We start from the raw sequence: 24,402 nt of genomic DNA, 5'->3' as shown, positions 1-24,402 counted from the left end.
AGGGTAAAAGCCTTGGTTGTCGTGTGTCAATTTGCCGCCCTGAAACTTTCGTCGAATAAACGGTGCAGACGGCATCTGATCCGTTGATGCAAACGGTTTTTGATGGGTGTGGATAAGCCCCGGATGGGCCAGAATAGAGAGCCCGGCGAGCCGTCGGGATCGTGGAGAATCGAGTTATGGGGTTTGATCAGATTCGTCAGCGCCGTTTGTCTGACGATATTGTCGAGCGGCTTGAAGGAATGATCCTCGAGGGTACGTTGAAGTCCGGTGAGCGGTTGCCGGCTGAGCGGGCTCTGGCTGAACAGTTCGGCGTGTCACGCCCTTCGTTGCGCGAGGCGATCCAGAAACTGGCGGCCAAGGGCCTGCTGGTCAGTCGCCAGGGCGGCGGCAATTATGTGGTGGAGTCGCTGGGCTCGACGTTCAGTGATCCGCTGTTGCAATTGCTGGAGAGCAACCCCGAGGCGCAGCGTGACTTGCTGGAGTTTCGCCATACGCTGGAAGCCTCCTGCGCGTACTACGCAGCACTGCGGGCCACGGATGTGGACCGCGAGCGGCTGACGGCGGCGTTCGAAGCGCTACAGGATTGTTATTCGCGCCACGAAGAGGTGAGTCGGGCAGAGGAGGGCGCGGCGGATGCCCGGTTTCACTTGGCGATTGCTGAAGCCAGTCACAATGCGGTGTTGTTGCACACCATTCGTGGGTTGTTCGACCTGCTCAAGCGCAACGTGGTGACCAACATCGGCGGCATGTACAAGCAGCGCAGTGAAACCCGCGACATGCTGATCAGCCAGCATCGGGAATTGTATCAAGCCATTATGGATGGGCACGCCGAGCTGGCTCGGGAAGTGTCGAGCCGGCATATCTTGTATGTGCAGGAAGTCTTGGAAGAGGTGCGCCAGGAGGTGCAGCGGGTGGCGCGGGCGGAGCGGCGTAAAGGCATGTAGCTGTGGGTTCTTGGAGTGAATGCGGAACCTGTGGGAGCGAGCCTGCTCGCGAAGCGGTGTGTCTGGCACATCAATGTCGGATGTGACACCGTCATCGCGAGCAGGCTCGCTCCCACACTGGATGCGGTAGAGCGGGCTAGTCTTCCTTACCCTTGTTGCGCACCGCGCGCTGCAACTCGCGACCGGCGTCGCGTTCGCGTTCGGTATCGCGCTTGTCGTATTCCTTCTTGCCCTTGCCCAGGGCAATTTCGCACTTGATCAAGTGCTTGCTCCAGTACAGTGACGTACAGACGCAGGCGTAGCCTTTCTGCTGCACGGACGCGAAGAGTTTTTCCAGCTCGCGCTTGTTGAGCAGCAGCTTGCGCGAGCGCACCGGATCGGCGATCACGTGGGTGCTGGCGGTTGTCAGCGGCGTGATATGACTGCCCAGCAGCCAGGCTTCGCCGTCCTTGAGCAGCACATAACTGTCAACCAGCTGCGCCTTGCCGGCACGCAAGCTCTTTACTTCCCAACCGGCCAGGACCATGCCAGCCTCGAAACGCTGTTCGATGAAGTAATCGTGTCGCGCCTTTTTATTTTGCGCGATGGTCCCTGTGGGGTGTTTCTTCTGTTTAGCCATAGGGGCGGCATTATAGGCAGTTGCGTGCGTGTCGGCTACGGTGAAGCTGCGTGCTTGAGCACGTTGAGTGAATCCCGGACAATGCGGCCTCTTTTTTGAACGCTTGGGCGTGATCACGATGTCGACAGACAAGGTTTCTGTCCACGGCAGTTGGGCTAGCCGTTGGGTCTTCATACTCGCGGCGACCGGTTCTGCCGTGGGGCTGGGTAGTATCTGGAAGTTTCCGTACATGGTCGGCGTCTACGGTGGCGGCGCCTTCGTACTGATGTTCCTGGCGTGCATTGCGCTCATCGGCGCTCCGGTGATGCTGGCTGAAACCCTGATTGGTCGTCGGGCCCGGCAAAGCCCGGCCAATGCCCTGAAGGTGCTGGCGGTGGAAGCGGGGCATTCGACCAAATGGTCGTGGGGCGCCTTCGCCGGGATGATCACGGCGCTGTTGATCCTGTCTTTCTATAGCGTGGTCGGTGGCTGGTCGCTGGACTACATCATCGACATGGGGCGCGGGGACTTCCAGGGGGCCACGCCGGATCAGGTGGGCGCCTACTTCGGCAACGTGATCTCCGATCCCTGGAGGCTGACCCTCTGGCACACGATCTTCATGGTGCTCTCGGCGGTGGTGATTGCCCGGGGCGTGGTCGCCGGGCTTGAGCGCAGCCTGCGGATCATGATGCCGTTGCTGTTCGTGATGATCCTGGTGCTGCTGGGCTACAGCATGACCACCGGGCATTTCATGGAAGGCGTGCACTTCATGTTCGACTTCCAGCCAGAGAAAGTCCTGGATGGCCTGTTACCGGCGATGGGACACGCGTTTTTCTCCCTGAGCGTCGGGGTCGGCTCGATCATGATCTACGGCGCCTACATGCCCAAGAACGCATCCTTGACCCGGACCGTCTTTGGCGTGGCACTGCTGGATACCTTCGTGTCGCTGTTGGCGGGCGTGGCATTGTTTCCGATTGTGTTCGCCGCTGGCCTGAACCCGAGCGAGGGGCCGGGGTTGATGTTTGTCAGCCTGCCCTTTGCCTTCGGCAGCATGGCCTTCGGCCAATTGATGGGCGTGGTGTTTTTTGTCCTGGTGGCCATCGCGGCCTGGAGCTCGGCCATTTCCCTGCTGGAACCCATGGTGGCCTACTTGGTTGAACGGACCCGCATCAGCCGCGCCTGGGTGACCTTCTGGCTGGCTTTCACCTGCTGGTTTGTCGGCCTGGGCACGGTGTTTTCCTTCAATATATGGAAGCAAGCGAAGTTTTTCGTGAACGAAGGCGGGTTGTTTCATCTCTACCAGTGGGGCGCAACCGGAGGACTGGATTTCTTCGGCGTGATTGATTTCTTCACATCACGGATCATGCTGCCATTGGGTGGTTTGTGTTTCGTGGTGTTTGCAGGATGGGTCATGGGGCGTGAAGCGGTGCGTGATGAATTGTCGCTGCGCAGCCCGGTTTTGTTTGCCTTGAGCCTGTTCTTGATGCGCTATGTGGCGCCCATCGGCATTCTCGTAGTGTTTGCCGCCCAGCTGTGGAAGTGACGCTTACATGACGACACATATTCAACGCTCGGCCTTGCTGCCCTACCCGGCGCAGGCGCTGTACGACCTGGTCAACGATGTGGCGAGCTACCCGGAGTTCCTGCCGTGGTGCGCATCCGCCGAGGTGCTGGAGAGCTCTGAAATTCATATGCGCGCCAGCCTCAACATTGCCAAGAGCGGCTTGAGCCAGCGTTTCGTCACGCGCAATACGCTGGTGCCAGGGCAATCCATCGAGATGAACCTGGAAGAGGGGCCCTTCAATCAGCTCCACGGCGTCTGGGTGTTCAAGCCGCTGGGCGATAAGGCCTGCAAGATCAGCCTGGACCTGTCGTTCGACTACGCCGGCCCATTGGTGCGAGCGACGTTGGGGCCGCTGTTCAATCAGGCCGCCAATACCCTGGTCGACGCGTTCTGCCAGCGGGCCAAGCAGAATGCCGAGCTCAAGCGTTGATTGAGATAGAAGTGGTGTATGCCAGCGTCGACCGCCAGGTCCTGCGCACATTTTCCGTGCAGCAAGGCACGAGTGTTCGCGCGGCGCTGAAGGCATCGGGCATTACCGATGCGTTCCCGGAACTGGATCTGGCGACCTGCCCGGTGGGGATTTTTGGCAAAGTGGTCACCGATCCTGATCGGCAGGTGGTCCAGGCGGGTGATCGGCTGGAGATTTATCGACCTTTGCTGGCCGATCCTAAAGAAATTCGTCGATTGCGGGCGGCCAAGGCTGCTCAAGCGCGCCAATCCGATCAGTAACTCGCTTGAATCGCAGGCAATAAAAAACCCGGCATGCCGGGTTTTTTCATGTTGCGACTTATTGCGGCGAAGTATCCAGGGGCTCTGGCGTCGGGACTGGTACGGTCTCGACTTTGTCCACGTCCTTCTGGATCTGGTCCAGCAACGAACCTGGCTTGGCCGGTTTTTCCGGTTTCGGCTGTTCGGCGTTCTGGGTCGGATCGGTAACGGTAGTGCCGCTATCCTTGCCCATGATGGCCTCGTCGCGGCTCACGCCGGGCATGAAATCGCCCGACAGGCTGACGAGTTGGTCGTTAGAGTTGAAGATAACGCTGATGCGTTCCTGTTGGCGCTCGCCGCCGCCTGGCTGCAAGCTGTACAGATAATCCCAGCGATCGGCGTGGAACGTGTCGGTCAACAGAGGGTTACCCATGATAAACCGTACTTGCCGACGGGTCATTCCCGGGCGTAACTGGTCTATCATGTCCTGCGTGACGACATTGCCCTGCTGGATGTCGATTTTGTAAACCCCGGGGAATGAACAACCGGCGAGTGCGAGCAGTCCCACAAAGGTGAAACTGGTTAGCAAGAGCTTGGTGTTTTGCATCGGTGGGCGACTTCCACTATCTTGGCTGGGACAACGTAAACGCCGATCATACCCGCATTAAGAGAAGCTGCGAAGCAGCATCGCGAGAAAGCTGACCATGGTTGAAAATAGCGAACTACGCAAAGCCGGCCTCAAAGTGACCCTGCCAAGGGTCAAGATTCTACAAATGCTCGATTCCGCCGAGCAACGCCACATGAGTGCCGAGGATGTCTACAAGGCGCTTATGGAGGCTGGTGAGGACGTCGGTCTGGCCACGGTTTACCGTGTTCTGACCCAGTTCGAGGCAGCTGGCCTTGTGGTGCGGCACAACTTCGACGGAGGCCACGCGGTCTTCGAGCTGGACGACGGCAAGCATCACGACCATATGGTCAACGTCGAGACCAGTGAAGTGATCGAATTCTTCGACGAAGAAATCGAGCGGCTGCAGAAAGCAATCGTCGACAAGTATGGCTTCGAGATGGTTGATCACAATCTCGTGCTGTACGTACGCAAGAAAAAGTAAGCATGTCGCGCGGACTTAAGGTTCGCGAAACGAACGAAGGCGCCCCCAGGGTCGCCTTCGTGCTTTCTACCGTTCTCAGATTTTCGCGGTAACGACCATTTTTTTCGCGTGGGCCAGGGATTCCTTGGTGAGGTCGATACCTCCGAGCATTCGCGCCACCTCTTCCACGCGCTCATTTTTGTTGAGTTTGGACACAGCGGTGCGGGTGGCGTCCTCGCCACGCACTTTGTGCACGAACAAATGCTGGTGTCCCTGGGCGGCGACTTGGGGCAGGTGGGTAACCGTCAGCACTTGGCCACGCTCACCCAGTCGGCGCAGCAGTTGGCCGACAATTTCCGCGGTTGGGCCGCCGATGCCTACGTCCACTTCGTCGAATACCAGCGTCGGCACGCGAGAGGTCTGTGCGGTGATGACCTGGATAGCCAGGCTGATTCGTGACAATTCGCCGCCGGAGGCGACATTGGCCAGGGCCTTGAGTGGTTGTCCGGGGTTGGCGCTGACCAGCAATTCCACTTGCTCAAGTCCATTGGGCTGGAGCTCGTCGCCGGCATTGGGGCGCAATTCGATGGTGAAGCGCCCGCCGGGCATGCCCAGGCGCTGGATTTCCTGCTCAACGGCGCAGGCCAGCCCTGTTGCGGCCTGCCGGCGCAGTTCACTGAGTTCCTTGGCCTTTTCCTGATAATGACGGGCATAAGAAGCCAGTTCGTCCCCCAGGCGTTCGATGGATTCATCGTTGGCGTTCAGGGTTTCCAGTTCGTCCAGTAGCCGCTGCTGGAGCTCGGCAACATCGGTCGGTTGGATGCGGTGCTTGCGCGCCAGCGTATAGATGGTGTCCAGGCGTTCTTCCAGGTATTGCAGGCGTGCCGGGTCGGCATCGAAATGATCGAGGAAGCGATTCAGCTCCCCGACGGCCTCTTCGACCTGGATCTGCGCACTCGTCAGCAGGTTGGTCGCTTCGTTCAAGGCGCCCACCGAATTGTTCACGCTGGAGAGTCGGTTCAGGCTCGCTGTCAGTGCATTGAGCACATTGCCCGAATCGCTCTCGCTGCATTGCTCGACCACTTGGCGGCAGATACCCAGCAGGGTTTCGGCGTTGGTCAGGTTCTTGTGTTCCTGCTCCAGCTCTTCCAGTTCATTTTCACCCAGGGCCAGGTTCTCCAGCTCTTCGAGCTGGTAGCTCAGCAACTGGTGACGGGCGCGTTGTTCGTCGCCGGAGTTGGAGAGTCGATCCAGTTCCTGCCGGGTCTGGCGCCAGCGTTGGGCCGCCAGTTGGACCTGTCGGGCCAGGTCCGTGGCGCCGGCATACTCATCCAGCAAGCGGCGGTGGGTGTCGGTCTTGAGCAGGGATTGGTGTTCATGCTGGCTGTGGATGTCGATCAGCAGTTCGCCAAGGGCCTTGAGATCGCCCAAGGGGCAGGGCGTGCCGTTGATATAGCCTCGGGAACGGCCTTCGGCGGTGATAACCCGGCGAAGGATGCACAGGCCATCGGTGTCCAGGTCGCGCTCGGCCAGCCAGGCGCTGGCCTCGGGGATGTCGACCAGGTCGAACGTCGCCAGGATGTCGGCCTTGTCTGCTCCGGGGCGCACTACGCCACTGTCGGCGCGGTCGCCCAGCGTCAGGCCCAGGGCATCGAGCATGATCGACTTGCCCGCGCCGGTTTCACCGGTGATCACGCTCATGCCTCGGTCAAGTTCGAGGTCGAGATGTTCGACGATGGCGTAGTTGTGTACGGACAGGTGCACCAGCATAAGGCCGCTCCCAGGCTTTAGGTCTGGTTATTTATACAGTGTTTTGTTTCGGCCTGACAATGCCCTCGCTTAGCTCGATTTGCTTGGGCGGAGGATTTTCTTAGCGCTTCGAGGAATGACTATGCAGCTGTTTTTTGTAAGGTTAATTCGTCAGATGGCCCTTGAAGCTGGAAAACCCGACCCCATATACCGGGGCAGAAGCGCGAGTCGAGCTCGCGGACGAAGTTGAGAGGAGAAATCTATGGCTGACGAACAGACGCAGGATACGCAAAATCTAGACGCCAACCAGGCTTCCCAGGATTCCGGTGAAGACCTGGCGGCACGTGTACAAGTGCTCGAAGAGCAACTGGCCGGTGCGCAGGATCAGGCGTTGCGTGTAGCAGCCGACCTGCAGAATGTCCGCCGTCGCGCCGAGCAAGATGTAGAGAAGGCTCATAAATTTGCCTTGGAGCGTTTCGCTGGCGACCTGCTGCCGATCATCGACAGCCTGGAGCGCGGCCTGGAACTGTCCAACCCGGATGACGAAAACATCCGTCCGATGCGTGAAGGCATCGAGCTGACCCTGAAAATGTTCCAGGACACCCTCAAGCGTTATCAGCTCGAAGCCCTCGATCCGCATGGCGAACCCTTCAATGCCGAGCACCATCAGGCCATGGCGATGCAGGAAAGTGCCGACGTCGAGCCAAACAGCGTCCTGAAGGTTTTCCAGAAGGGTTACCTGCTCAACGGTCGTCTGTTGCGCCCGGCCATGGTCGTGGTCAGCAAGACGCCAGCACCGGTTTCGCCTTCTATTGATGAGCAGGCTTGAAATCGGTCGTAGCGGCCCCATCTATTAAGTCAAGCGTTTAAGTGCTACCGCAGTTAGCCACCACTGCTGCGGCAACAAAATCCAAGTTCCGGGAGAGTTAACATGGGCAAGATTATCGGCATCGACCTGGGGACCACCAACTCGTGCGTCTCCGTGCTGGAAAACGGCAAGGCCAAAGTTATCGAGAACGCTGAAGGCGCGCGTACCACGCCGTCGATCATCGCTTATGCCAATGATGGCGAGATTCTGGTTGGCCAGTCGGCCAAGCGTCAGGCAGTGACCAATCCGCATAACACCCTGTACGCGGTGAAGCGTCTGATCGGTCGCAAGTTCGACGAAGAAGTCGTTCAGAAAGACATCAAGATGGTGCCTTACAAAATCGCCAAGGCTGACAATGGCGACGCCTGGGTTGAAGTGAACGGCCAGAAAATGGCACCGCCACAGATCTCGGCTGAAATTCTCAAGAAAATGAAGAAGACCGCTGAGGATTATCTCGGCGAAGCCGTGACCGAAGCGGTCATCACCGTTCCTGCGTACTTCAACGACAGCCAGCGCCAGGCGACCAAAGACGCCGGCCGCATCGCGGGCCTGGACGTAAAACGTATCATCAACGAACCAACCGCGGCTGCTCTGGCCTACGGTATGGACAAGGCCAAGGGCGATCACACCGTGATCGTTTATGACCTGGGCGGCGGTACCTTCGACGTCTCTGTGATCGAGATCGCTGAAGTCGATGGCGAACACCAGTTCGAAGTACTGGCGACCAACGGTGACACCTTCCTCGGTGGTGAAGACTTCGACATCCGCTTGATCGACTACCTCGTCGACGAGTTCAAGAAAGAAAGCGGCATGAACCTCAAGGGTGACCCGCTGGCCATGCAGCGCCTGAAAGAAGCCGCTGAAAAAGCCAAGATCGAACTGTCCTCGAGCCAGTCGACCGACGTGAACCTGCCGTACATCACCGCAGACGCCACCGGTCCTAAGCACCTGAACGTAAAAATCTCCCGCGCCAAGCTTGAAGCGCTGGTGGAAGACCTGGTTCAGCGCACCATCGAGCCTTGCCGCATTGCGATGAAAGATGCCGGTATCGACGTTGGCTCGATCAACGACGTGATCCTGGTTGGCGGCCAGACCCGTATGCCGCTGGTTCAGAAGCTGGTGACCGACTTCTTCGGCAAAGAAGCGCGTAAGGACGTGAACCCGGACGAAGCCGTTGCCATGGGTGCTGCCATCCAGGGCGCCGTTCTGGCCGGTGATGTGAAGGACGTTCTGCTGCTCGACGTCAGCCCGCTGACCCTGGGTATCGAAACCATGGGTGGCGTGATGACCGCGCTGATCGAGAAAAACACCACGATTCCTACCAAGAAATCCCAAGTGTTCTCGACTGCTGACGATAACCAGGGCGCCGTGACCATCCATGTGCTGCAAGGTGAGCGCAAGCAGGCTGCCCAGAACAAATCCCTGGGCAAGTTCGACCTGGCCGAGATTCCACCGGCTCCACGTGGCGTGCCACAAATCGAAGTGACCTTCGACATCGACGCCAACGGCATCCTGCATGTCGGCGCGAAAGACAAGGCCACCGGCAAGACCCAGTCGATCGTGATCAAGGCCAACTCCGGTCTGTCCGAGGAAGAAATTCAGCAGATGGTTCGCGATGCTGAAGTCAACGCCGAGGAAGACCGCAAGTTCGAAGAACTGGCTAGCGCCCGCAACCAGGGCGACGCCCTGGTGCACTCGACCCGCAAGATGATCGCCGATGCTGGCGAGAAAGTGACCGCGGAAGAGAAAACCGCTATCGAAGCGGCTGTGGTTGCCCTGGAAGCTGCCGTCAAAGGCGACGACAAGGCTGCCATCGAGGCGAAGATCGAAGAGTTGTCCAAGGTCTCCGCTCCAGTGGCCCAGAAGATGTACGCCGAGCAGGCTCAGCCCGCTGAAGGCGCAGCCCAGGGCGAGTCGGCCGAAAAAGCCGACGATGTCGTTGACGCTGAGTTCGAAGAAGTGAAAGACCACAAGTAATCGCTTGTTGGTCGGCCGGTTGACTGCATTTGTGCGGTGGCTGGTAGGATGTCGCCGCGCGGGAGCTTGCTCCCGCGTTGGCGTGTCTGGAGTCAGTGAATTTTTACAGCATGCGACAACGCTCGGATGCTGGCGGTGTGATCGGGAATGCTCCTGCTTTCCGAACGACATACACCGCGTTTTGGCCGGGTCCCTGGCTGAAAGATTAAAGACCAGGATCGTTGAATCGACGTGAGTTGGGTCCGGGCCTGTATTGGGGCTCAACGAGTTTGGCAAGGTTCAGGAGAGGTTTGCCGGACGTCCTATAAGAGTGCAAAGACTAATGGCAAAGCGTGACTTTTACGAAGTATTGGGTGTCGAGCGGGGGGCCAGCGAGGCAGACCTGAAAAAGGCCTATCGTCGCCTGGCGATGAAGCACCACCCGGACCGTAATCCCGGCGACAAAGCGTCGGAAGAGATGTTCAAGGAGGCCAACGAGGCCTACGAAGTACTGTCCGATTCCAGTAAACGCGCGGCTTACGACCAGTACGGTCATGCCGGTGTCGACCCAAGCATGGGTGGCGGCGGTGCCGGTTTTGGCGGTCAGAATTTCTCCGATATTTTCGGCGATGTGTTCAGCGATTTCTTCGGTGGCGGTCGCGGCGGTGCCCGTGGTGGCGCCCAGCGTGGCAGTGACCTGCGTTACACGTTGGAGTTGGACCTGGAAGAGGCGGTGCGCGGTACTACCGTGAATATCCGTGTTCCGACACTGGTCAATTGCAAGCCGTGCGATGGCTCGGGGGCCAAGAAGGGGTCCTCGCCTGTTACGTGCCCAACCTGCGGCGGCATCGGCCAGGTCCGCATGCAACAGGGCTTCTTCTCGGTGCAGCAGACCTGCCCGCGTTGCCATGGCCAGGGCAAGATCATTTCCGACCCGTGCGACTCCTGCCACGGTGAAGGGCGTGTCGAAGAGTACAAGACGCTGTCGGTGAAAGTGCCGGCCGGGGTCGATACCGGTGACCGCATTCGTCTGTCCGGCGAAGGCGAGGCGGGTGCCCAGGGTGGCCCGACTGGCGACCTGTACGTGGTCATCAACGTGCGCGAGCATTCGATTTTCCAACGTGACGGCAAGCACCTGTTCTGCGAAGTGCCGATCAGCTTCGTCGATGCTGCCTTGGGCGGTGAGCTTGAGATCCCGACCCTCGACGGTCGCGTCAAGTTGAAAATCCCCGAGGGTACGCAGACCGGCAAGCAGTTCCGGATTCGTGGCAAGGGCGTTGCACCAGTGCGTGGTGGCGGCGCGGGTGACCTGATGTGCCGCGTGGCGGTGGAGACTCCGGTCAACCTGAGTCGGCGCCAGCGTGAGTTGCTGGAGGAGTTTCGCAGCTCGCTGGCCGATGACAACAGTCACTCCCCGAAAACCACCGGCTGGTTCGAAGGCGTGAAGCGCTTCTTCGGCGACCTGTAAGGAGTTGGCATGCGACGTATAGCTGTGATGGGCGCTGCGGGGCGCATGGGCAAGGCGCTGGTCGAGGCGGTGCAGCAGCGCTCTCCGCTCTCCGGCCTGACGGCAGCCATTGTGCGGCCCGACAGTACGCTGGTGGGTGCCGATGCTGGCGAGCTGGCCTCGCTGGGGCGTATCGGTGTGCCGATGTCCGGTGGCCTGGAGAAGGTGCTCGACGAGTTCGATGTGCTGATCGACTTCACCCTGCCGGACGTGATGCTGAAAAACCTCGCGATCTGCCGCAAACATGGCAAGGCCATGGTGATCGGCACGACGGGGCTGGATGCCGCGCAAAAGCAGTTGCTGGCCGATGCGGGCAAAGACATTGCGATCGTGTTCGCGGCGAACTTCAGCGTGGGTGTGAACCTGTCACTGAAGCTGCTGGAGATGACGGCCCGGGTCTTGGGTGACGATGCGGATATCGAAATCATCGAGGCGCACCACCGCCACAAGATCGACGCGCCTTCGGGAACGGCCTTGCGCATGGGGGAAGTGATTGCCGATACGCTGGGTCGCGATCTGCAGGAAGTGGCCGTGTATGGGCGCCAGGGGCATACCGGTGCTCGTGAGCGCGATACCATCGGTTTCGCCACTGTGCGCGGTGGCGATGTGGTGGGCGACCATACCGTGCTGTTCGCCACTGAGGGCGAGCGCCTGGAAATCACCCACAAGGCATCGAGCCGGATGACCTTCGCCAAGGGTGCCGTACGTGCTGCGCTGTGGCTGGATGGCCGCGAGCCGGGTTTGTACGACATGCAGGACGTTCTCGACCTGCGTTGATGCCATTGAACGCGGGGTTCAGGTTATACTGAGCCCCGTTTTACACCGCTTCGCGACGGCCTGTCGCATTCCCCTGCCTTTAAGGCTCATTAGCGGTGGACCAAAAAAGCCTTTTTCTGTAAGCTACAGCTTTAGTGTGTCCACTAAAAGCGCGCAGAATAATTCAGTGAAGAAGCGGGGTGACGTGTCCATACGTCACTCCGCTTTTTTACAACCTGCGATCGCCCTTTCAGGCTTTATTTACGGGAGGTCTTCTTGACTAAGCCAGCCATACTCGCCCTTGCTGATGGCAGCATTTTTCGCGGCGAAGCCATTGGAGCCGACGGCCAGACCGTTGGTGAGGTGGTGTTTAACACCGCAATGACCGGCTATCAGGAAATTCTTACCGATCCTTCCTACGCCCAGCAAATCGTTACCCTGACTTACCCGCACATCGGCAACACCGGCACCACGCCGGAAGATGCCGAGTCTGATCGTGTCTGGTCCGCCGGCCTGGTCATCCGTGACTTGCCGCTGGTAGCGAGCAACTGGCGTAACACGATGTCCCTGTCCGATTACCTGAAAGCCAACAACGTTGTGGCGATCGCTGGTATCGACACTCGTCGCCTGACCCGCATCCTTCGGGAAAAAGGCGCGCAGAACGGCTGCATCATGGCCGGCGACAACATTTCCGAAGAAGCCGCCATTGCCGCTGCCCAGGGTTTCCCGGGTCTCAAGGGCATGGACCTGGCGAAAGTCGTCAGCACCAAGAAACAATACGAATGGCGCTCCACGGTCTGGGATCTGAAGACCGACAGTCACGCGACGATCGAGGCTTCCGAGCTGCCATACCACGTGGTTGCTTACGACTATGGCGTCAAGCTGAACATCCTGCGCATGTTGGTCGAGCGCGGTTGCCGCGTCACCGTGGTGCCAGCCCAAACCCCGGCCGCCGACGTCCTGGCCCTCAAGCCCGACGGCGTGTTCCTGTCCAACGGCCCTGGTGACCCCGAGCCTTGCGACTACGCGATCCAGGCGATCAAGGACGTGCTGGAAACCGAGATCCCGGTATTCGGCATCTGCCTCGGTCATCAATTGCTGGCCCTCGCCTCGGGCGCCAAGACCTTGAAGATGGGCCATGGCCACCATGGTGCCAACCACCCGGTGCAGGACCTGGACACGGGCGTGGTGATGATCACCAGCCAGAACCACGGTTTTGCGGTAGATGAAGCGACCCTGCCAGCCAACGTGCGTGCGATCCATAAGTCGCTGTTCGACGGCACGCTGCAAGGCATCGAGCGTACCGACAAGAGCGCGTTCAGCTTCCAGGGCCACCCTGAAGCCAGCCCGGGCCCGAACGATGTGGCGCCGCTGTTCGATCGCTTCATCAATGAGATGGCCAAGCGACGCTGACCGCGTGAAGCCCGAGGGCGGCCCCGAGTGCGGCGGCCCCCTCGGGCGCTTCAAAGATTGTTCGACGGCCTAGCCGACTGACCTGCGGATTTGAGTGACAAACCCATGCCAAAACGTACAGACATAAAAAGCATCCTGATTCTCGGCGCTGGCCCGATCGTGATCGGCCAGGCCTGCGAATTCGACTACTCCGGCGCCCAGGCCTGTAAAGCCCTGCGCGAAGAGGGCTACCGCGTCATCCTGGTGAACTCCAACCCGGCCACCATCATGACCGACCCGGCCATGGCCGACGCCACCTACATCGAGCCGATCAAGTGGCAGACCGTTGCCAAGATCATCGAGAAAGAGCGCCCGGACGCACTGCTGCCGACCATGGGTGGCCAGACCGCGCTGAACTGCGCCCTGGACCTGGAGCGCGAAGGCGTCCTGGAGAAATTCGGTGTGGAAATGATCGGCGCCAACGCCGATACCATCGACAAGGCCGAAGACCGTTCGCGCTTCGACAAGGCGATGAAATCCATCGGCCTGGACTGCCCGCGCTCGGGCATCGCCCACAGCATGGAAGAGGCCAACGCTGTCCTGGAACGCCTTGGTTTCCCGTGCATCATCCGTCCGTCCTTCACCATGGGCGGCACCGGTGGTGGTATCGCCTACAACCGTGAAGAGTTCGAAGAAATCTGTGCCCGTGGTCTCGACTTGTCGCCGACCAAGGAACTGCTGATCGACGAATCCCTGATCGGCTGGAAAGAATACGAAATGGAAGTTGTCCGCGACAAAAAGGACAACTGCATCATCGTCTGCTCCATCGAGAACTTCGACCCGATGGGCGTGCACACCGGTGATTCGATCACTGTCGCGCCGGCCCAGACCCTGACCGACAAGGAATACCAGATCCTGCGTAACGCCTCCCTGGCGGTATTGCGCGAGATCGGCGTGGAAACCGGCGGCTCCAACGTCCAGTTCGGCATCTGCCCGAACACCGGTCGCATGGTGGTCATCGAGATGAACCCGCGGGTATCCCGTTCGTCGGCCCTGGCTTCCAAGGCCACCGGTTTCCCGATTGCCAAGGTCGCTGCCAAGCTGGCCGTGGGCTACACCCTGGACGAGTTGTCGAACGACATCACCGGCGGCAAGACCCCGGCGTCCTTCGAGCCGTCCATCGACTACGTCGTTACCAAGCTGCCACGCTTCGCCTTCGAGAAATTCGCCAAGGCCGATGCCCGCCTGACTACTCAGATGAAGTCGGTTGGTGAAGTCATGGCCATCGGCCGGACTTTCCAGGAATCCCTGCAGAAAGCCCTTCGCGGCCTGGAAGTGGGCGTTTGCGGCCTCGATCCGAAGCTGGACCTGAATGATCCGGAAAGCATGAGCGTGCTCAAGCGCGAGCTGACCGTGCCGGGCGCCGAGCGTATCTGGTACGTGGCCGATGCCTTCCGTGCCGGCATGACCGTCGAGCAGATCTTCGGCATGAACATGATCGACCCTTGGTTCCTGGTGCAGATCGAAGATCTGATCAAGGAAGAAGAGAAGGTCAAGACCCTGGGCATGTCCAGCATCGACCGCGACACGATGTTCCGCCTCAAGCGCAAAGGCTTCTCCGACATGCGCCTGGCCAAGCTGCTGGGTGTGACCGAGAAGAGCCTGCGCGCTCATCGCCACAAGTTGGAAGTGTTCCCGGTCTACAAGCGCGTCGACACCTGCGCGGCCGAGTTCGCCACCGACACCGCCTACCTGTACTCCACGTACGAAGAAGAGTGCGAAGCAGCGCCATCGACCCGCGACAAGATCATGATCCTGGGTGGCGGTCCTAACCGGATCGGCCAGGGCATCGAGTTCGACTACTGCTGCGTACACGCGGCACTGGCCCTGCGCGACGACGGTTACGAGACCATCATGGTCAACTGCAACCCGGAAACCGTCTCCACCGACTACGACACCTCCGATCGCCTGTACTTCGAACCCGTGACCCTGGAAGACGTGCTGGAAATCGTCCGCGTCGAGAAGCCCAAAGGCGTGATCGTCCAGTATGGCGGCCAGACCCCGCTGAAGCTGGCGCGCGCCCTTGAAGCCGCCGGCGTGCCGATCATCGGTACCAGCCCGGATGCGATCGACCGCGCCGAAGACCGCGAGCGTTTCCAGCAGATGGTCGAGCGCCTGAACCTGCGTCAGCCGCCAAACGCCACCGTGCGCAGCGAGGACGAAGCGATTCGTGCCGCGGCCAAGATCGGCTACCCGCTGGTGGTGCGTCCGTCCTATGTACTGGGCGGCCGTGCGATGGAAATCGTCTACCAGGAGGACGAGCTCAAGCGCTACCTGCGCGAAGCGGTCCAGGTGTCCAACGACAGCCCGGTGCTGCTGGACCACTTCCTCAACTGCGCCATCGAAATGGACGTGGACGCGGTCAGCGACGGCAAGGATGTGGTGATCGGTGCGATCATGCAGCACATCGAGCAAGCAGGTGTTCACTCCGGTGACTCCGCCTGTTCGCTACCGCCTTACTCGCTGCCGGCGCATATCCAGGACGAGATGCGCGAGCAGGTCAAGAAAATGGCCCTGGAACTGGGCGTTGTCGGCCTGATGAACGTGCAGCTGGCCTTGCAGGGCGAGGACATCTACGTCATCGAAGTCAACCCGCGCGCTTCCCGGACCGTGCCGTTCGTCTCCAAGTGCATCGGTGTTTCCCTGGCGATGATCGCGGCACGGGTCATGGCTGGCAAAACCCTGAAAGAGCTGAATTTCACCAAGGAAATCATTCCGAACTTCTACAGTGTGAAAGAGGCGGTGTTCCCGTTCGCCAAGTTCCCAGGCGTGGACCCGATCCTCGGCCCGGAAATGAAATCCACCGGTGAAGTGATGGGCGTGGGCGATACCTTCGGCGAGGCCTTCGCCAAGGCCCAGATGGGCGCCAGCGAAGTATTGCCGACTGGCGGTACGGCGTTCATCAGCGTGCGTGATGACGACAAGCCACTGGTTGCAGGCGTAGCCCGTGATCTGATCAACTTGGGCTTCGAAGTGGTCGCCACTGCCGGCACTGCCAGACTGATCGAGGCGGCAGGCCTGAAAGTGCGCCGCGTGAACAAGGTGACCGAGGGGCGTCCGCACGTGGTCGACATGATCAAGAATGACGAAGTCACACTGATCATCAACACCACCGAAGGTCGCCAGTCGATCGCCGATTCCTACTCCATTCGTCGCAATGCGCTGCAGCACAAGATCTACTGCACCACGACCATTGCTGCGGGCGAAGCGATCTGCGAAGCGCTCAAGTTCGGTCCCGAGAAGACCGTGCGTCGCTTGCAGGATCTACATGCAGGATTGAAGGCATGAGCATAACCAAGTACCCGATGACGGTTCAGGGCGCGAAGGCCCTGGAAGAAGAACACGCTTTCCTGACGAAGGTCGAGCGCCCGCGCTTGAGCCAGGCTATTGGTGAAGCGCGCGAGCTGGGCGATCTCAAGGAGAACGCCGAATACCACGCTGCCCGAGAGGAGCAGGGGATGGTCGAGGCGCGTGTCCGTGATATCGAAGGCCGTATGCAGAATGCGGTGATCATCGACGTCACGACGATCCCGCACACCGGCAAGGTGATCTTTGGCACTACCGTGGAAATCGCCAACGTCGAGACCGATGAAAGCGTCACTTACCAGATCGTTGGTGAGGACGAGGCAGACATCAAGCTCGGCAAGATTTCCGTTGGTTCGCCCATCGCTCGCGCCTTGATTGCCAAGGAAGAGGGTGATGTGGTGGCGGTGAAGACACCTGGCGGTGTCATCGAGTATGAGATTGTCGAAGTTCGTCACATCTGAACGAAGGCGCCCGCTGCGAGCAGGCGCCATGATCTGGCAGCTCACCCAGATGTTGTGGGTGGGCGGCGTCTGGTTGTTGCACATCGGTTTGCTGCCGGTGCTGGGTCGAGTCGGCTTGGCACCGCTGCTCATCGATGAAATCGCAGGCATGCTGACGGCGCTGCTGGTAGGTTTTTCCGCAGCGTGCGTGATATTTCAGATCTTGGTGCTGGTTCAGGCCGAGGGCCTTGCCAGTCTATGGCGCGACATTCGTGGGCAATTGTTGCTCATGTCGTTGTACGCGTGCGGGATGTTCTTTGCAGTGCGTCTCGGCTGGCCGGATGCGAGCCAATGGCAGGTATTCAGTTACCTGGTGCTGGGTTTTTCCGGGTTGGTGCTGGTGTTGCAGCCGGTTCCCGGATGGGGCGGCAGGGTGCGCGAGGCACACCCTTGACCCTTTGACATCACTTGAAGCGGTGAACGTTCGACAGTTGCTTGTTGACGCTGAAATTCTTGCGATAAATCAGCGCCATCTTGCCGATGACCTGCACCAGGTCGGCCTTGCCGGTCTTGCACAGTTCAGCAACGGCAGCCAGGCGGGCTTCGCGGTCGAGGATGTTGAGCTTGATCTTGATCAGCTCGTGATCGCCCAAGGCGCGTTCCAGTTCGGCGAGTACACCTTCAGTCAAACCGTTGTCAGCCACAGTCAAAACCGGTTTCAGATGGTGGCCAATGGATTTGTATTGTTTCTTCTGCTCTTGAGTGAGCGGCATAATCTGACCCCTGCGTCTGATCTTGTAAAAAGCGGCGGCCAGTTTACCCGAGCAAGTCCGGGACCGCCCACTTAATCACGACCCGTTTTATTTTTAGAGGTGGCCCGTGGCCCGTTCCAAGACTAGCCAGAACTGGCTCAGAGAGCATTTCAACGATCCATTCGTGAAAATGGCGCAAAAAGACGGGTATCGTTCCCGTGCCAGCTACAAGCTGCTGGAGATTCAAGAAAGAGACCGTTTGATCCGTCCAGGCATGAGCGTGATCGACTTGGGCGCCGCCCCGGGTGGCTGGTCCCAAGTGACCAGTCGTCTGATTGGTGGACAAGGCACACTGATCGCTTCCGATATCCTGGAAATGGACAGCATCCCGGATGTGACCTTCATTCAGGGTGACTTCACCGAGGACGCCGTACTGGCGCAGATCCTTGAAGCGGTTGGAAAAAACGAGGTGGACCTTGTGATTTCCGATATGGCCCCCAATATGAGTGGATTGGCATCTGTTGATATGCCGCGATCAATGTTCCTGTGCGAGTTGGCACTGGATCTTGCGACTCGGGTATTGAAGCCAGGTGGTGATTTTTTGATCAAGGTCTTCCAGGGTGAAGGCTTCGACGAATACCACAAGAGCGTGCGCAAGCAGTTCGAGAAGGTCACGACGCGCAAGCCGAAATCATCGCGTGATCGCTCCCGTGAGCAGTACCTGCTGGGCCGTGGTTTCCGTGGTCGCAGTGAGGAATAAGAGGTTTTTCGACCGGGGCGATAGGTTTTTCGTATTTCGTCCCGTGAGCATTAGCGAATATTGTGTAGAAAGTGTTTCACAAAGGGTTACAGACGGCGCCTGCCAGAGTCGTAGGTAATGTAGTAAGTTAGGCCGGTGAATATCATGCGAAGCGCGCGCCAGTAGCGGAGCTTGCTTCAGAGGGTAGTTAATTGAACGATATGGCAAAGAATCTGATCCTGTGGTTGATCATCGCCGCTGTCCTTGTGACCGTGATGAACAACTTCTCCAGCCCTAACGAGCCGCAGACCCTCAACTATTCCGACTTCATCCAGCAGGTCAAGGATGGCAAGGTCGAGCGTGTAGCCGTTGATGGCTATGTGATTACCGGCAAGCGCACCGATGGCGACAGCTTCAAGACCATTCGTCCGGCAATCCAGGACAATGGCCTGATCGGCGACTTGGTGGACAACCACGTCGTGGTCGAAGGCAAGCAGCCTGAGCAGCAAAGCATCTGGACCCAGCTCCTGGTCGCCAGCTTCCCGATCCTGGTGATCATCGCCGTGTTCATGTTCTTCATGCGCCAGATGCAGGGTGGCGGGGGAGGCAAGGGTGGGCCGATGAGCTTTGGCAAGAGCAAGGCTCGACTGCTTTCCGAAGATCAGGTGAAAACCACCCTGGCCGACGTCGCGGGCTGCGACGAAGCCAAGGAAGAAGTGGGCGAACTGGTCGAGTTCCTGCGTGATCCGGGCAAATTCCAGCGCCTGGGCGGTCGTATTCCACGTGGCGTGCTGATGGTTGGCCCGCCAGGTACCGGTAAAACCTTGCTGGCCAAGGCGATTGCCGGTGAGGCCAAGGTGCCGTTCTTCACGATTTCCGGTTCCGACTTCGTCGAAATGTTCGTCGGCGTGGGCGCCAGTCGTGTCCGCGACATGTTCGAGCAGGCCAAGAAACACGCGCCATGCATCATCTTCATCGATGAGATCGACGCCGTCGGTCGCCACCGTGGCGCCGGCATGGGTGGCGGGCACGACGAGCGCGAGCAGACCCTCAACCAGTTGCTGGTCGAGATGGACGGCTTCGAAATGAACGACGGCATCATTGTGATTGCCGCCACCAACCGTCCTGACGTACTCGACCCTGCGCTGTTGCGTCCGGGACGTTTCGATCGCCAGGTCGTGGTGGGGCTGCCGGACATTCGCGGTCGCGAGCAGATCCTCAAGGTCCATATGCGCAAGGTGCCAATGGGTGATGACGTCGCTCCGGCAGTCATCGCGCGTGGTACGCCGGGCTTTTCCGGTGCAGACCTGGCGAACCTGGTCAACGAAGCGTCGTTGTTCGCCGCTCGTACCGGCAAGCGTGTCGTGGAGATGAAGGAGTTCGAGCTGGCCAAGGACAAGATCATGATGGGCGCGGAGCGCAAGTCCATGGTCATGTCGGAGAAAGAAAAGCAGAACACCGCGTATCACGAGGCGGGTCACGCGATCGTCGGTCGTGTCGTGCCCGAGCATGATCCGGTCTACAAGGTCTCGATCATCCCGCGAGGTCGTGCCTTGGGCGTGACCATGTTCCTGCCGGAAGAGGATCGCTACAGCCTGTCCAAGCGTGCATTGATCAGCCAGATCTGTTCGTTGTATGGCGGCCGTATCGCTGAGGAAATGACCCTGGGCTTCGACGGTGTGACCACCGGCGCGTCCAACGACATCATGCGCGCCAGTCAGATCGCTCGGAATATGGTCACCAAGTGGGGCCTGTCCGAGAAGTTGGGGCCGCTGATGTATGCCGAAGAAGAGGGGGAGGTGTTCCTTGGTCGTGGTGGCGGTGGCCAGCATGCAAGCTTCTCCGGCGAGACAGCCAAGCTGATCGATTCCGAAGTGCGCAGTATCATCGACCAGTGCTACGGCACTGCCCGGCAGATTCTTACGGACAACCGTGACAAGCTTGATGCCATGGCCGATGCCTTGATGAAGTACGAAACCATCGACGCCGAGCAAATCGACGACATCATGGCGGGTCGCGAACCTCGCGAGCCTCGTGACTGGTCGGGTGGTACCGGCACCTCCGGTACGCCTCCGGCGGTACAGGGTGAGCGTCCGGAAACACCGATTGGCGGTCCGGCCGCTGATGTCTAAGGCTTGAAATGACTTCTGTTCAGTCCTCGACCCGGTTGCCTTGCGGCAACCGGGTTCTTGATTTGGCCCATGCGCATGTCATGGGCATTCTCAATGTCACGCCTGATTCCTTTTCCGATGGCGGTCGATTCAGCCAGCTCGATGCTGCGCTGCGGCATGCCGAAGCCATGGTGGCTGCCGGTGCAACGCTGATCGATGTAGGCGGCGAATCGACCCGGCCGGGCGCGCGGGCAGTCTCGCCTACCGAAGAGCTGGAGCGGGTAGCGCCGATTGTCGAGCGCATCCATCGCGAACTTGATGTCATTATCTCGGTCGATACGTCCACGCCTGCGGTCATGCGCGAGACTGCGCGACTGGGGGCAGGCCTGATCAATGATGTTCGGTCCCTGCGGCGCGACGGCGCCCTGGACGCTGCGGCGGCCACCGGGTTGCCGGTGTGCCTGATGCATATGCTCGGCGAACCGGGGACCATGCAGAATGACCCGCACTATGATGATGTAACCAGGGAGGTGGGTGAATTCCTGGTGGAGCGTCTGGACCAGTGTGCTGCCGTGGGCATTCCCGCCGAGCGGATCGTTCTTGATCCCGGCTTTGGCTTTGCCAAGACGCTGGCTCACAACCTGAGCCTGTTCAAACATATGGAAGCCTTGCATGCACTGGGGCGGCCCCTGTTGGTTGGGGTTTCGCGAAAGAGCATGATAGGCAATGCCTTGGGCCGACCGGTGGGAGAGCGCCTGTATGGTGGTCTCGCCCTTGCGGCCTTGGCCCTTACCAAAGGCGCGCGCATATTGCGTGTGCACGATGTAGCCGAAACGATGGATGTCGTGCGGATGATCGCAGCTGTGGATTCAGCCGAATAAGAATGACGGAGCACTTATGAGCAAGAAATACTTTGGCACCGACGGTATTCGTGGTCGGGTCGGCGAATACCCTATTACCCCTGATTTCATGCTCAAGCTCGGCTGGGCGGCCGGCATGGCGTTCCGCAAGATGGGCGCCTGCAAGGTGCTGGTCGGCAAGGACACGCGAATTTCCGGCTACATGTTCGAATCGGCACTCGAGGCTGGCCTGACATCGGCGGGCGCCGATGTGATGCTGCTGGGCCCGATGCCGACGCCGGCCATTGCCTACCTGACGCGTACGTTCCAGGCCCAGGCAGGCATCGTGATCAGTGCCTCGCACAACCCTCATGACGACAACGGCATCAAGTTCTTCTCCGGCCAGGGTACCAAGCTGCCGGACGATATCGAGCTGATGATCGAAGAGCTGCTGGACACGCCGATGACTGTGGTTGAGTCGAGCAAGATCGGCAAAGTGTCGCGGATCAACGATGCGTCGGGTCGCTACATCGAATTCTGCAAGGGCAGTGTGCCCACAGGTACCAGTTTTTCCGGCCTGAAAGTCGTCGTCGATTGCGCCCACGGGGCAACCTATAAAGTCGCGCCGAGCGTCTTTCGCGAGCTGGGGGCCGAGGTGGTGGTGCTTTCCGCCCAGCCTAATGGCCTGAACATCAACCACAACTGTGGCTCCACCCATACCGAGGCATTGCAGGCTGCGGTGCTGGCTGAGCAGGCTGATCTCGGGATCGCCTTCGACGGCGACGGTGATCGGGTCTTGATGGTTGATCACACCGGTACGGTCGTCGATGGTGACGAGCTGCTGTTCATTATTGCTCGTGACCTGCATGGGCGCGGCAAGCTGCAGGGCGGCGTAGTCGGCACGTTGATGAGCAACCTCGGGCTGGAGCTGGCCCTGGCAGACCTGGATATCCCGTTCGTGCGGGCCAATGTGGGTGACCGCTACGTGATCTCGGAGCTGCTGGAGCGCAACTGGGTGATCGGTGGTGAGAACTCCGGCCACATCGTATGCTTCGACCATACCACCACGGGTGATGCAATCATTGCGGCCTTGCAAGTGCTGATGGCGCTCAAGGCGCGTAACGAAGGGCTCGCACAGTCGCGCCAGGCATTGCGCAAATGCCCGCAAGTGTTGATCAACGTGCGTTTCGGGGGCGGTGTGAATCCTCTCGAGGATGCCAAGGTCAAGCAGGCCAGTGAGCGTGTGACACAGGCGATGGCGGGGCGTGGACGTGTATTGTTGCGCAAGTCCGGCACAGAGCCTTTGGTGCGTGTCATGGTCGAAGGCGAGGATGAAGCGCAAGTTCGCGGTTATGCCGAAGAGCTGGCAAAACTGGTTACTGAAGTTTCTGCCTGAATTCGGCTTGCCAGTCATGGATCGGTTGGGTAACATCTGCGCCCACTTTGACCGACGAGGTACAGCATGCGTCGCCCTATGGTAGCTGGTAACTGGAAGATGCACGGTACCCGCGCCAGCGTCGCTGAGCTGATCAATGGCCTTCGTCATCTGGCCTTGCCAAGCGGTGTTGATGTCGCGGTATTCCCGCCTTGCTTGTATATCAATCAAGTGATTGATGGCTTGAAAGGTAAGTCGATTTCGGTCGGCGCGCAGAACTCTGCGGTGGAGTCCATGCAAGGTGCGTTGACCGGTGAGATTGCACCGAGTCAATTGGTGGATGCAGGTTGTTCCCTGGTCCTGGTCGGACATTCCGAGCGTCGCCAGATCATGGGCGAGCAGGACAAGACCTTGATCCGCAAATTTGCTGCGGCCCAGGCCTGTGGTCTGACTCCGGTGTTGTGCATAGGGGAAACCCTTGCGCAGCGTGAAGCCGGCAAGACCCTTGAAGTTGTCGAGCGTCAGCTGGGCAGCATCATCGAAGAGCTGGGTGTTGGTGCTTTTGCAAAGGCAATTATTGCTTACGAGCCAGTCTGGGCCATTGGTACCGGGCTGACTGCTTCGCCGCAACAGGCGCAGGATGTGCACGCAGCCATCCGCGCGCAGTTGGCGGCAGAGAATTCTGAAGTGGCACGAGGTGTGCGGCTTCTATACGGCGGCAGCGTGAAGGCGGCCAATGCGGTCGAACTGTTCGGCATGCCGGATATCGATGGGGGGCTCATTGGTGGAGCGTCCCTGAATGCAGATGAGTTCGGTGCGATCTGTCGCGCCGCGGGAAACTGAAAAAATGCTGGAAACAGTCGTAGTCGTTTTTCATCTGCTGGGTGCACTGGGTGTAGTTGCTCTCGTATTGCTGCAGCAGGGTAAAGGTGCGGATGCTGGTGCGTCTTTCGGTGCAGGTGCTTCAAATACTGTGTTCGGAAGCCAAGGTTCCTCTACCTTTCTTAGTAAGTTTACTGCTATACTTGCCGCCGGTTTCTTCATGACCAGCTTGGGGTTAGGTTACTTTGCTAAAGAGAAAGCTCACGAGCTGACTCAAGTAGGTTTGCCAAACCCAGCAGTCCTGGAGGCGCCAAAGCAACAACCGGCTTCTGATGATGTCCCGGTGCTTCAAGAGCAAAAGTCGGCCAACCCGGCGACTGACGTGCCTCCAGCTCAAGAGCAGAAGTAAGAAGGTTTCAAACGCTGTATTGCCGAGGTGGTGGAATTGGTAGACACGCAACCTTGAGGTGGTTGTGCCCATAGGGTGTAGGGGTTCGAGTCCCCTTCTCGGTACCAATTATCAGGAGAGCCCGCGATTGCGGGCTTTCTTGTAGGTGGAAGGGTTACATTGACCCTGTAAGGGATCGGTCGTATACTTCCGCCCCAGCTTTGTCGCGGGATGGAGCAGTCTGGTAGCTCGTCGGGCTCATAACCCGAAGGTCGTCGGTTCAAATCCGGCTCCCGCAACCAGTTTCAGGGGCCCCTTCCAAGGGGCTTTTTGTTAGCTGGACACTTTATAACGCCGCTATTCGACGGCGTTTCAGGGATGGGCGATTCGCCCATTTTTTTTTATTTGCACAGCATGCACAAACATGCACGAGGGGGTTC

Annotated in this window: 23 protein-coding genes and 2 tRNA genes; 21 read left to right on the top strand and 4 right to left on the bottom strand. The window is 59.3% G+C overall.

What is annotated here, in order from left to right:
- Window positions 1-176: 176 nt before the first annotated feature.
- Window positions 177-944 carry a GntR family transcriptional regulator gene (locus GN234_RS14180; protein WP_109753472.1) on the top strand — a complete coding sequence of 256 codons (768 nt, stop codon included), beginning with the start codon at window positions 177-179 and terminating at the stop codon, window positions 942-944.
- A 136-nt stretch (window positions 945-1,080) separates the two neighbouring features.
- Here GN234_RS14180 and smpB read toward each other — a convergent pair whose 3' ends face one another.
- A complete protein-coding gene (gene smpB, locus GN234_RS14175; protein ID WP_030139770.1) occupies window positions 1,081-1,563 on the bottom strand; it encodes an SsrA-binding protein SmpB in 483 nt (160 codons plus the stop codon).
- Window positions 1,564-1,681: 118 nt separating this feature from the next.
- Here smpB and GN234_RS14170 point away from each other — a divergent pair, with 118 nt between their 5' ends.
- Genes GN234_RS14170 through GN234_RS14160 form a run of 3 tightly spaced genes read left to right on the top strand, consistent with a single transcriptional unit; the run spans window position 1,682 to window position 3,835 of the window.
- A complete protein-coding gene (locus GN234_RS14170; protein ID WP_109753718.1) occupies window positions 1,682-3,085 on the top strand; it encodes a sodium-dependent transporter in 1,404 nt (467 codons plus the stop codon).
- Window positions 3,086-3,092: 7 nt separating this feature from the next.
- The gene (locus GN234_RS14165; RefSeq protein ID WP_116834150.1) at window positions 3,093-3,536 is read left to right on the top strand and encodes a type II toxin-antitoxin system RatA family toxin; all 444 of its coding nucleotides are present in this window, start codon (window positions 3,093-3,095) and stop codon (window positions 3,534-3,536) included.
- Window positions 3,533-3,835, top strand: coding sequence for an RnfH family protein (locus tag GN234_RS14160; RefSeq protein WP_176688636.1), 303 nt, complete (start codon window positions 3,533-3,535; stop codon window positions 3,833-3,835). The genes GN234_RS14165 and GN234_RS14160 overlap by 4 nt, the downstream gene beginning before the upstream one ends.
- A 58-nt stretch (window positions 3,836-3,893) precedes the next feature.
- Here the strand turns inward: GN234_RS14160 and GN234_RS14155 are convergent, their stop codons facing one another.
- Window positions 3,894-4,421 carry an outer membrane protein assembly factor BamE gene (locus GN234_RS14155; protein WP_109753475.1) on the bottom strand — a complete coding sequence of 176 codons (528 nt, stop codon included), beginning with the start codon at window positions 4,419-4,421 and terminating at the stop codon, window positions 3,894-3,896.
- A gap of 97 nt (window positions 4,422-4,518) precedes the next feature.
- Between GN234_RS14155 and fur the strand changes: the two genes are divergently transcribed.
- Window positions 4,519-4,923 (top strand): ferric iron uptake transcriptional regulator, encoded by a 405-nt coding sequence (fur, locus tag GN234_RS14150; protein WP_003197684.1) that lies wholly within the window; start codon window positions 4,519-4,521, stop codon window positions 4,921-4,923.
- A 75-nt stretch (window positions 4,924-4,998) separates the two neighbouring features.
- On the opposite strand, the gene recN is transcribed toward fur, so the two are convergent.
- Complete coding sequence (gene recN, locus GN234_RS14145; RefSeq protein WP_176688635.1) at window positions 4,999-6,672, bottom strand: DNA repair protein RecN; 1,674 nt, start codon at window positions 6,670-6,672, stop codon at window positions 4,999-5,001.
- Window positions 6,673-6,913: 241 nt separating this feature from the next.
- Here recN and grpE point away from each other — a divergent pair, with 241 nt between their 5' ends.
- From grpE to GN234_RS14105, 8 genes are all read left to right on the top strand, one after another.
- Entirely contained in the window at window positions 6,914-7,480 is a 567-nt protein-coding gene (gene grpE, locus GN234_RS14140; RefSeq protein ID WP_109753477.1) for a nucleotide exchange factor GrpE, read from the top strand.
- 102 nt (window positions 7,481-7,582) lie between these two features.
- Window positions 7,583-9,496 carry a molecular chaperone DnaK gene (gene dnaK, locus GN234_RS14135; protein WP_109753478.1) on the top strand — a complete coding sequence of 638 codons (1,914 nt, stop codon included), beginning with the start codon at window positions 7,583-7,585 and terminating at the stop codon, window positions 9,494-9,496.
- 322 nt (window positions 9,497-9,818) lie between these two features.
- Complete coding sequence (dnaJ, locus tag GN234_RS14130) at window positions 9,819-10,943, top strand: molecular chaperone DnaJ (protein ID WP_109753479.1); 1,125 nt, start codon at window positions 9,819-9,821, stop codon at window positions 10,941-10,943.
- 9 nt (window positions 10,944-10,952) lie between these two features.
- Entirely contained in the window at window positions 10,953-11,759 is an 807-nt protein-coding gene (dapB, locus tag GN234_RS14125; RefSeq protein ID WP_109753480.1) for a 4-hydroxy-tetrahydrodipicolinate reductase, read from the top strand.
- A 255-nt stretch (window positions 11,760-12,014) separates the two neighbouring features.
- Window positions 12,015-13,151: a glutamine-hydrolyzing carbamoyl-phosphate synthase small subunit gene (gene carA / locus GN234_RS14120; RefSeq protein WP_003197697.1), complete on the top strand. Its 1,137-nt coding sequence runs from the start codon at window positions 12,015-12,017 to the stop codon at window positions 13,149-13,151.
- A gap of 105 nt (window positions 13,152-13,256) precedes the next feature.
- Entirely contained in the window at window positions 13,257-16,478 is a 3,222-nt protein-coding gene (carB, locus tag GN234_RS14115; RefSeq protein ID WP_109753481.1) for a carbamoyl-phosphate synthase large subunit, read from the top strand.
- Window positions 16,479-16,480: 2 nt separating this feature from the next.
- The gene (gene greA, locus GN234_RS14110; RefSeq protein WP_030139783.1) at window positions 16,481-16,957 is read left to right on the top strand and encodes a transcription elongation factor GreA; all 477 of its coding nucleotides are present in this window, start codon (window positions 16,481-16,483) and stop codon (window positions 16,955-16,957) included.
- A gap of 28 nt (window positions 16,958-16,985) precedes the next feature.
- Entirely contained in the window at window positions 16,986-17,390 is a 405-nt protein-coding gene (locus GN234_RS14105) for an MFS transporter (protein ID WP_176688634.1), read from the top strand.
- Window positions 17,391-17,400: 10 nt separating this feature from the next.
- Here GN234_RS14105 and GN234_RS14100 read toward each other — a convergent pair whose 3' ends face one another.
- Window positions 17,401-17,709: a YhbY family RNA-binding protein gene (locus tag GN234_RS14100; RefSeq protein ID WP_003177852.1), complete on the bottom strand. Its 309-nt coding sequence runs from the start codon at window positions 17,707-17,709 to the stop codon at window positions 17,401-17,403.
- 106 nt (window positions 17,710-17,815) lie between these two features.
- Between GN234_RS14100 and rlmE the strand changes: the two genes are divergently transcribed.
- From rlmE to GN234_RS14060, 8 genes are all read left to right on the top strand, one after another.
- Window positions 17,816-18,448 (top strand): 23S rRNA (uridine(2552)-2'-O)-methyltransferase RlmE, encoded by a 633-nt coding sequence (gene rlmE / locus GN234_RS14095; protein WP_109753483.1) that lies wholly within the window; start codon window positions 17,816-17,818, stop codon window positions 18,446-18,448.
- Window positions 18,449-18,648: 200 nt separating this feature from the next.
- On the top strand, window positions 18,649-20,559 hold the full coding sequence (gene ftsH / locus GN234_RS14090; protein ID WP_109753484.1) for an ATP-dependent zinc metalloprotease FtsH: 1,911 nt from the start codon (window positions 18,649-18,651) through the stop codon (window positions 20,557-20,559).
- Window positions 20,560-20,567: 8 nt separating this feature from the next.
- Window positions 20,568-21,419 (top strand): dihydropteroate synthase, encoded by an 852-nt coding sequence (gene folP / locus GN234_RS14085; protein ID WP_109753485.1) that lies wholly within the window; start codon window positions 20,568-20,570, stop codon window positions 21,417-21,419.
- Between the two features lie 16 nt (window positions 21,420-21,435).
- The gene (gene glmM / locus GN234_RS14080) at window positions 21,436-22,773 is read left to right on the top strand and encodes a phosphoglucosamine mutase (RefSeq protein ID WP_109753486.1); all 1,338 of its coding nucleotides are present in this window, start codon (window positions 21,436-21,438) and stop codon (window positions 22,771-22,773) included.
- 66 nt (window positions 22,774-22,839) lie between these two features.
- Complete coding sequence (gene tpiA / locus GN234_RS14075; protein ID WP_116834153.1) at window positions 22,840-23,595, top strand: triose-phosphate isomerase; 756 nt, start codon at window positions 22,840-22,842, stop codon at window positions 23,593-23,595.
- 4 nt (window positions 23,596-23,599) lie between these two features.
- Window positions 23,600-23,983 (top strand): preprotein translocase subunit SecG, encoded by a 384-nt coding sequence (gene secG / locus GN234_RS14070; protein WP_003197714.1) that lies wholly within the window; start codon window positions 23,600-23,602, stop codon window positions 23,981-23,983.
- Between the two features lie 21 nt (window positions 23,984-24,004).
- Window positions 24,005-24,090 (top strand) — tRNA-Leu (locus GN234_RS14065).
- A gap of 97 nt (window positions 24,091-24,187) precedes the next feature.
- Window positions 24,188-24,264 (top strand) — tRNA-Met (locus tag GN234_RS14060).
- Window positions 24,265-24,402 lie beyond the last annotated feature (138 nt).

Origin of the sequence: Pseudomonas bijieensis, from assembly GCF_013347965.1 — a bacterium.
In the GTDB taxonomy this organism is placed as follows: Bacteria; Pseudomonadota; Gammaproteobacteria; order Pseudomonadales; family Pseudomonadaceae; genus Aquipseudomonas; species Aquipseudomonas bijieensis.
This window is presented reverse-complemented; position numbering and strand designations above follow the sequence as displayed.

Excerpts from the sequence above, each read along its gene's own strand:
- GN234_RS14105 (WP_176688634.1), top strand. The coding sequence starts at position 16,986 with ATGATCTGGCAGCTCACCCAGATGTTGTGGGTGGGCGGCGTCTGGTTG.
- tpiA (WP_116834153.1), top strand. The coding sequence starts at position 22,840 with ATGCGTCGCCCTATGGTAGCTGGTAACTGGAAGATGCACGGTACCCGC.
- dnaJ (WP_109753479.1), top strand. The coding sequence starts at position 9,819 with ATGGCAAAGCGTGACTTTTACGAAGTATTGGGTGTCGAGCGGGGGGCC.
- secG (WP_003197714.1), top strand. The coding sequence starts at position 23,600 with ATGCTGGAAACAGTCGTAGTCGTTTTTCATCTGCTGGGTGCACTGGGT.
- folP (WP_109753485.1), top strand. The coding sequence starts at position 20,568 with ATGACTTCTGTTCAGTCCTCGACCCGGTTGCCTTGCGGCAACCGGGTT.
- grpE (WP_109753477.1), top strand. The coding sequence starts at position 6,914 with ATGGCTGACGAACAGACGCAGGATACGCAAAATCTAGACGCCAACCAG.
- GN234_RS14100 (WP_003177852.1), bottom strand. The coding sequence starts at position 17,709 with ATGCCGCTCACTCAAGAGCAGAAGAAACAATACAAATCCATTGGCCAC.
- GN234_RS14180 (WP_109753472.1), top strand. The coding sequence starts at position 177 with ATGGGGTTTGATCAGATTCGTCAGCGCCGTTTGTCTGACGATATTGTC.
- carB (WP_109753481.1), top strand. The coding sequence starts at position 13,257 with ATGCCAAAACGTACAGACATAAAAAGCATCCTGATTCTCGGCGCTGGC.
- GN234_RS14165 (WP_116834150.1), top strand. The coding sequence starts at position 3,093 with ATGACGACACATATTCAACGCTCGGCCTTGCTGCCCTACCCGGCGCAG.
- glmM (WP_109753486.1), top strand. The coding sequence starts at position 21,436 with ATGAGCAAGAAATACTTTGGCACCGACGGTATTCGTGGTCGGGTCGGC.
- ftsH (WP_109753484.1), top strand. The coding sequence starts at position 18,649 with ATGGCAAAGAATCTGATCCTGTGGTTGATCATCGCCGCTGTCCTTGTG.
- dapB (WP_109753480.1), top strand. The coding sequence starts at position 10,953 with ATGCGACGTATAGCTGTGATGGGCGCTGCGGGGCGCATGGGCAAGGCG.
- dnaK (WP_109753478.1), top strand. The coding sequence starts at position 7,583 with ATGGGCAAGATTATCGGCATCGACCTGGGGACCACCAACTCGTGCGTC.
- recN (WP_176688635.1), bottom strand. The coding sequence starts at position 6,672 with ATGCTGGTGCACCTGTCCGTACACAACTACGCCATCGTCGAACATCTC.
- GN234_RS14155 (WP_109753475.1), bottom strand. The coding sequence starts at position 4,421 with ATGCAAAACACCAAGCTCTTGCTAACCAGTTTCACCTTTGTGGGACTG.
- GN234_RS14170 (WP_109753718.1), top strand. The coding sequence starts at position 1,682 with ATGTCGACAGACAAGGTTTCTGTCCACGGCAGTTGGGCTAGCCGTTGG.
- smpB (WP_030139770.1), bottom strand. The coding sequence starts at position 1,563 with ATGGCTAAACAGAAGAAACACCCCACAGGGACCATCGCGCAAAATAAA.
- fur (WP_003197684.1), top strand. The coding sequence starts at position 4,519 with ATGGTTGAAAATAGCGAACTACGCAAAGCCGGCCTCAAAGTGACCCTG.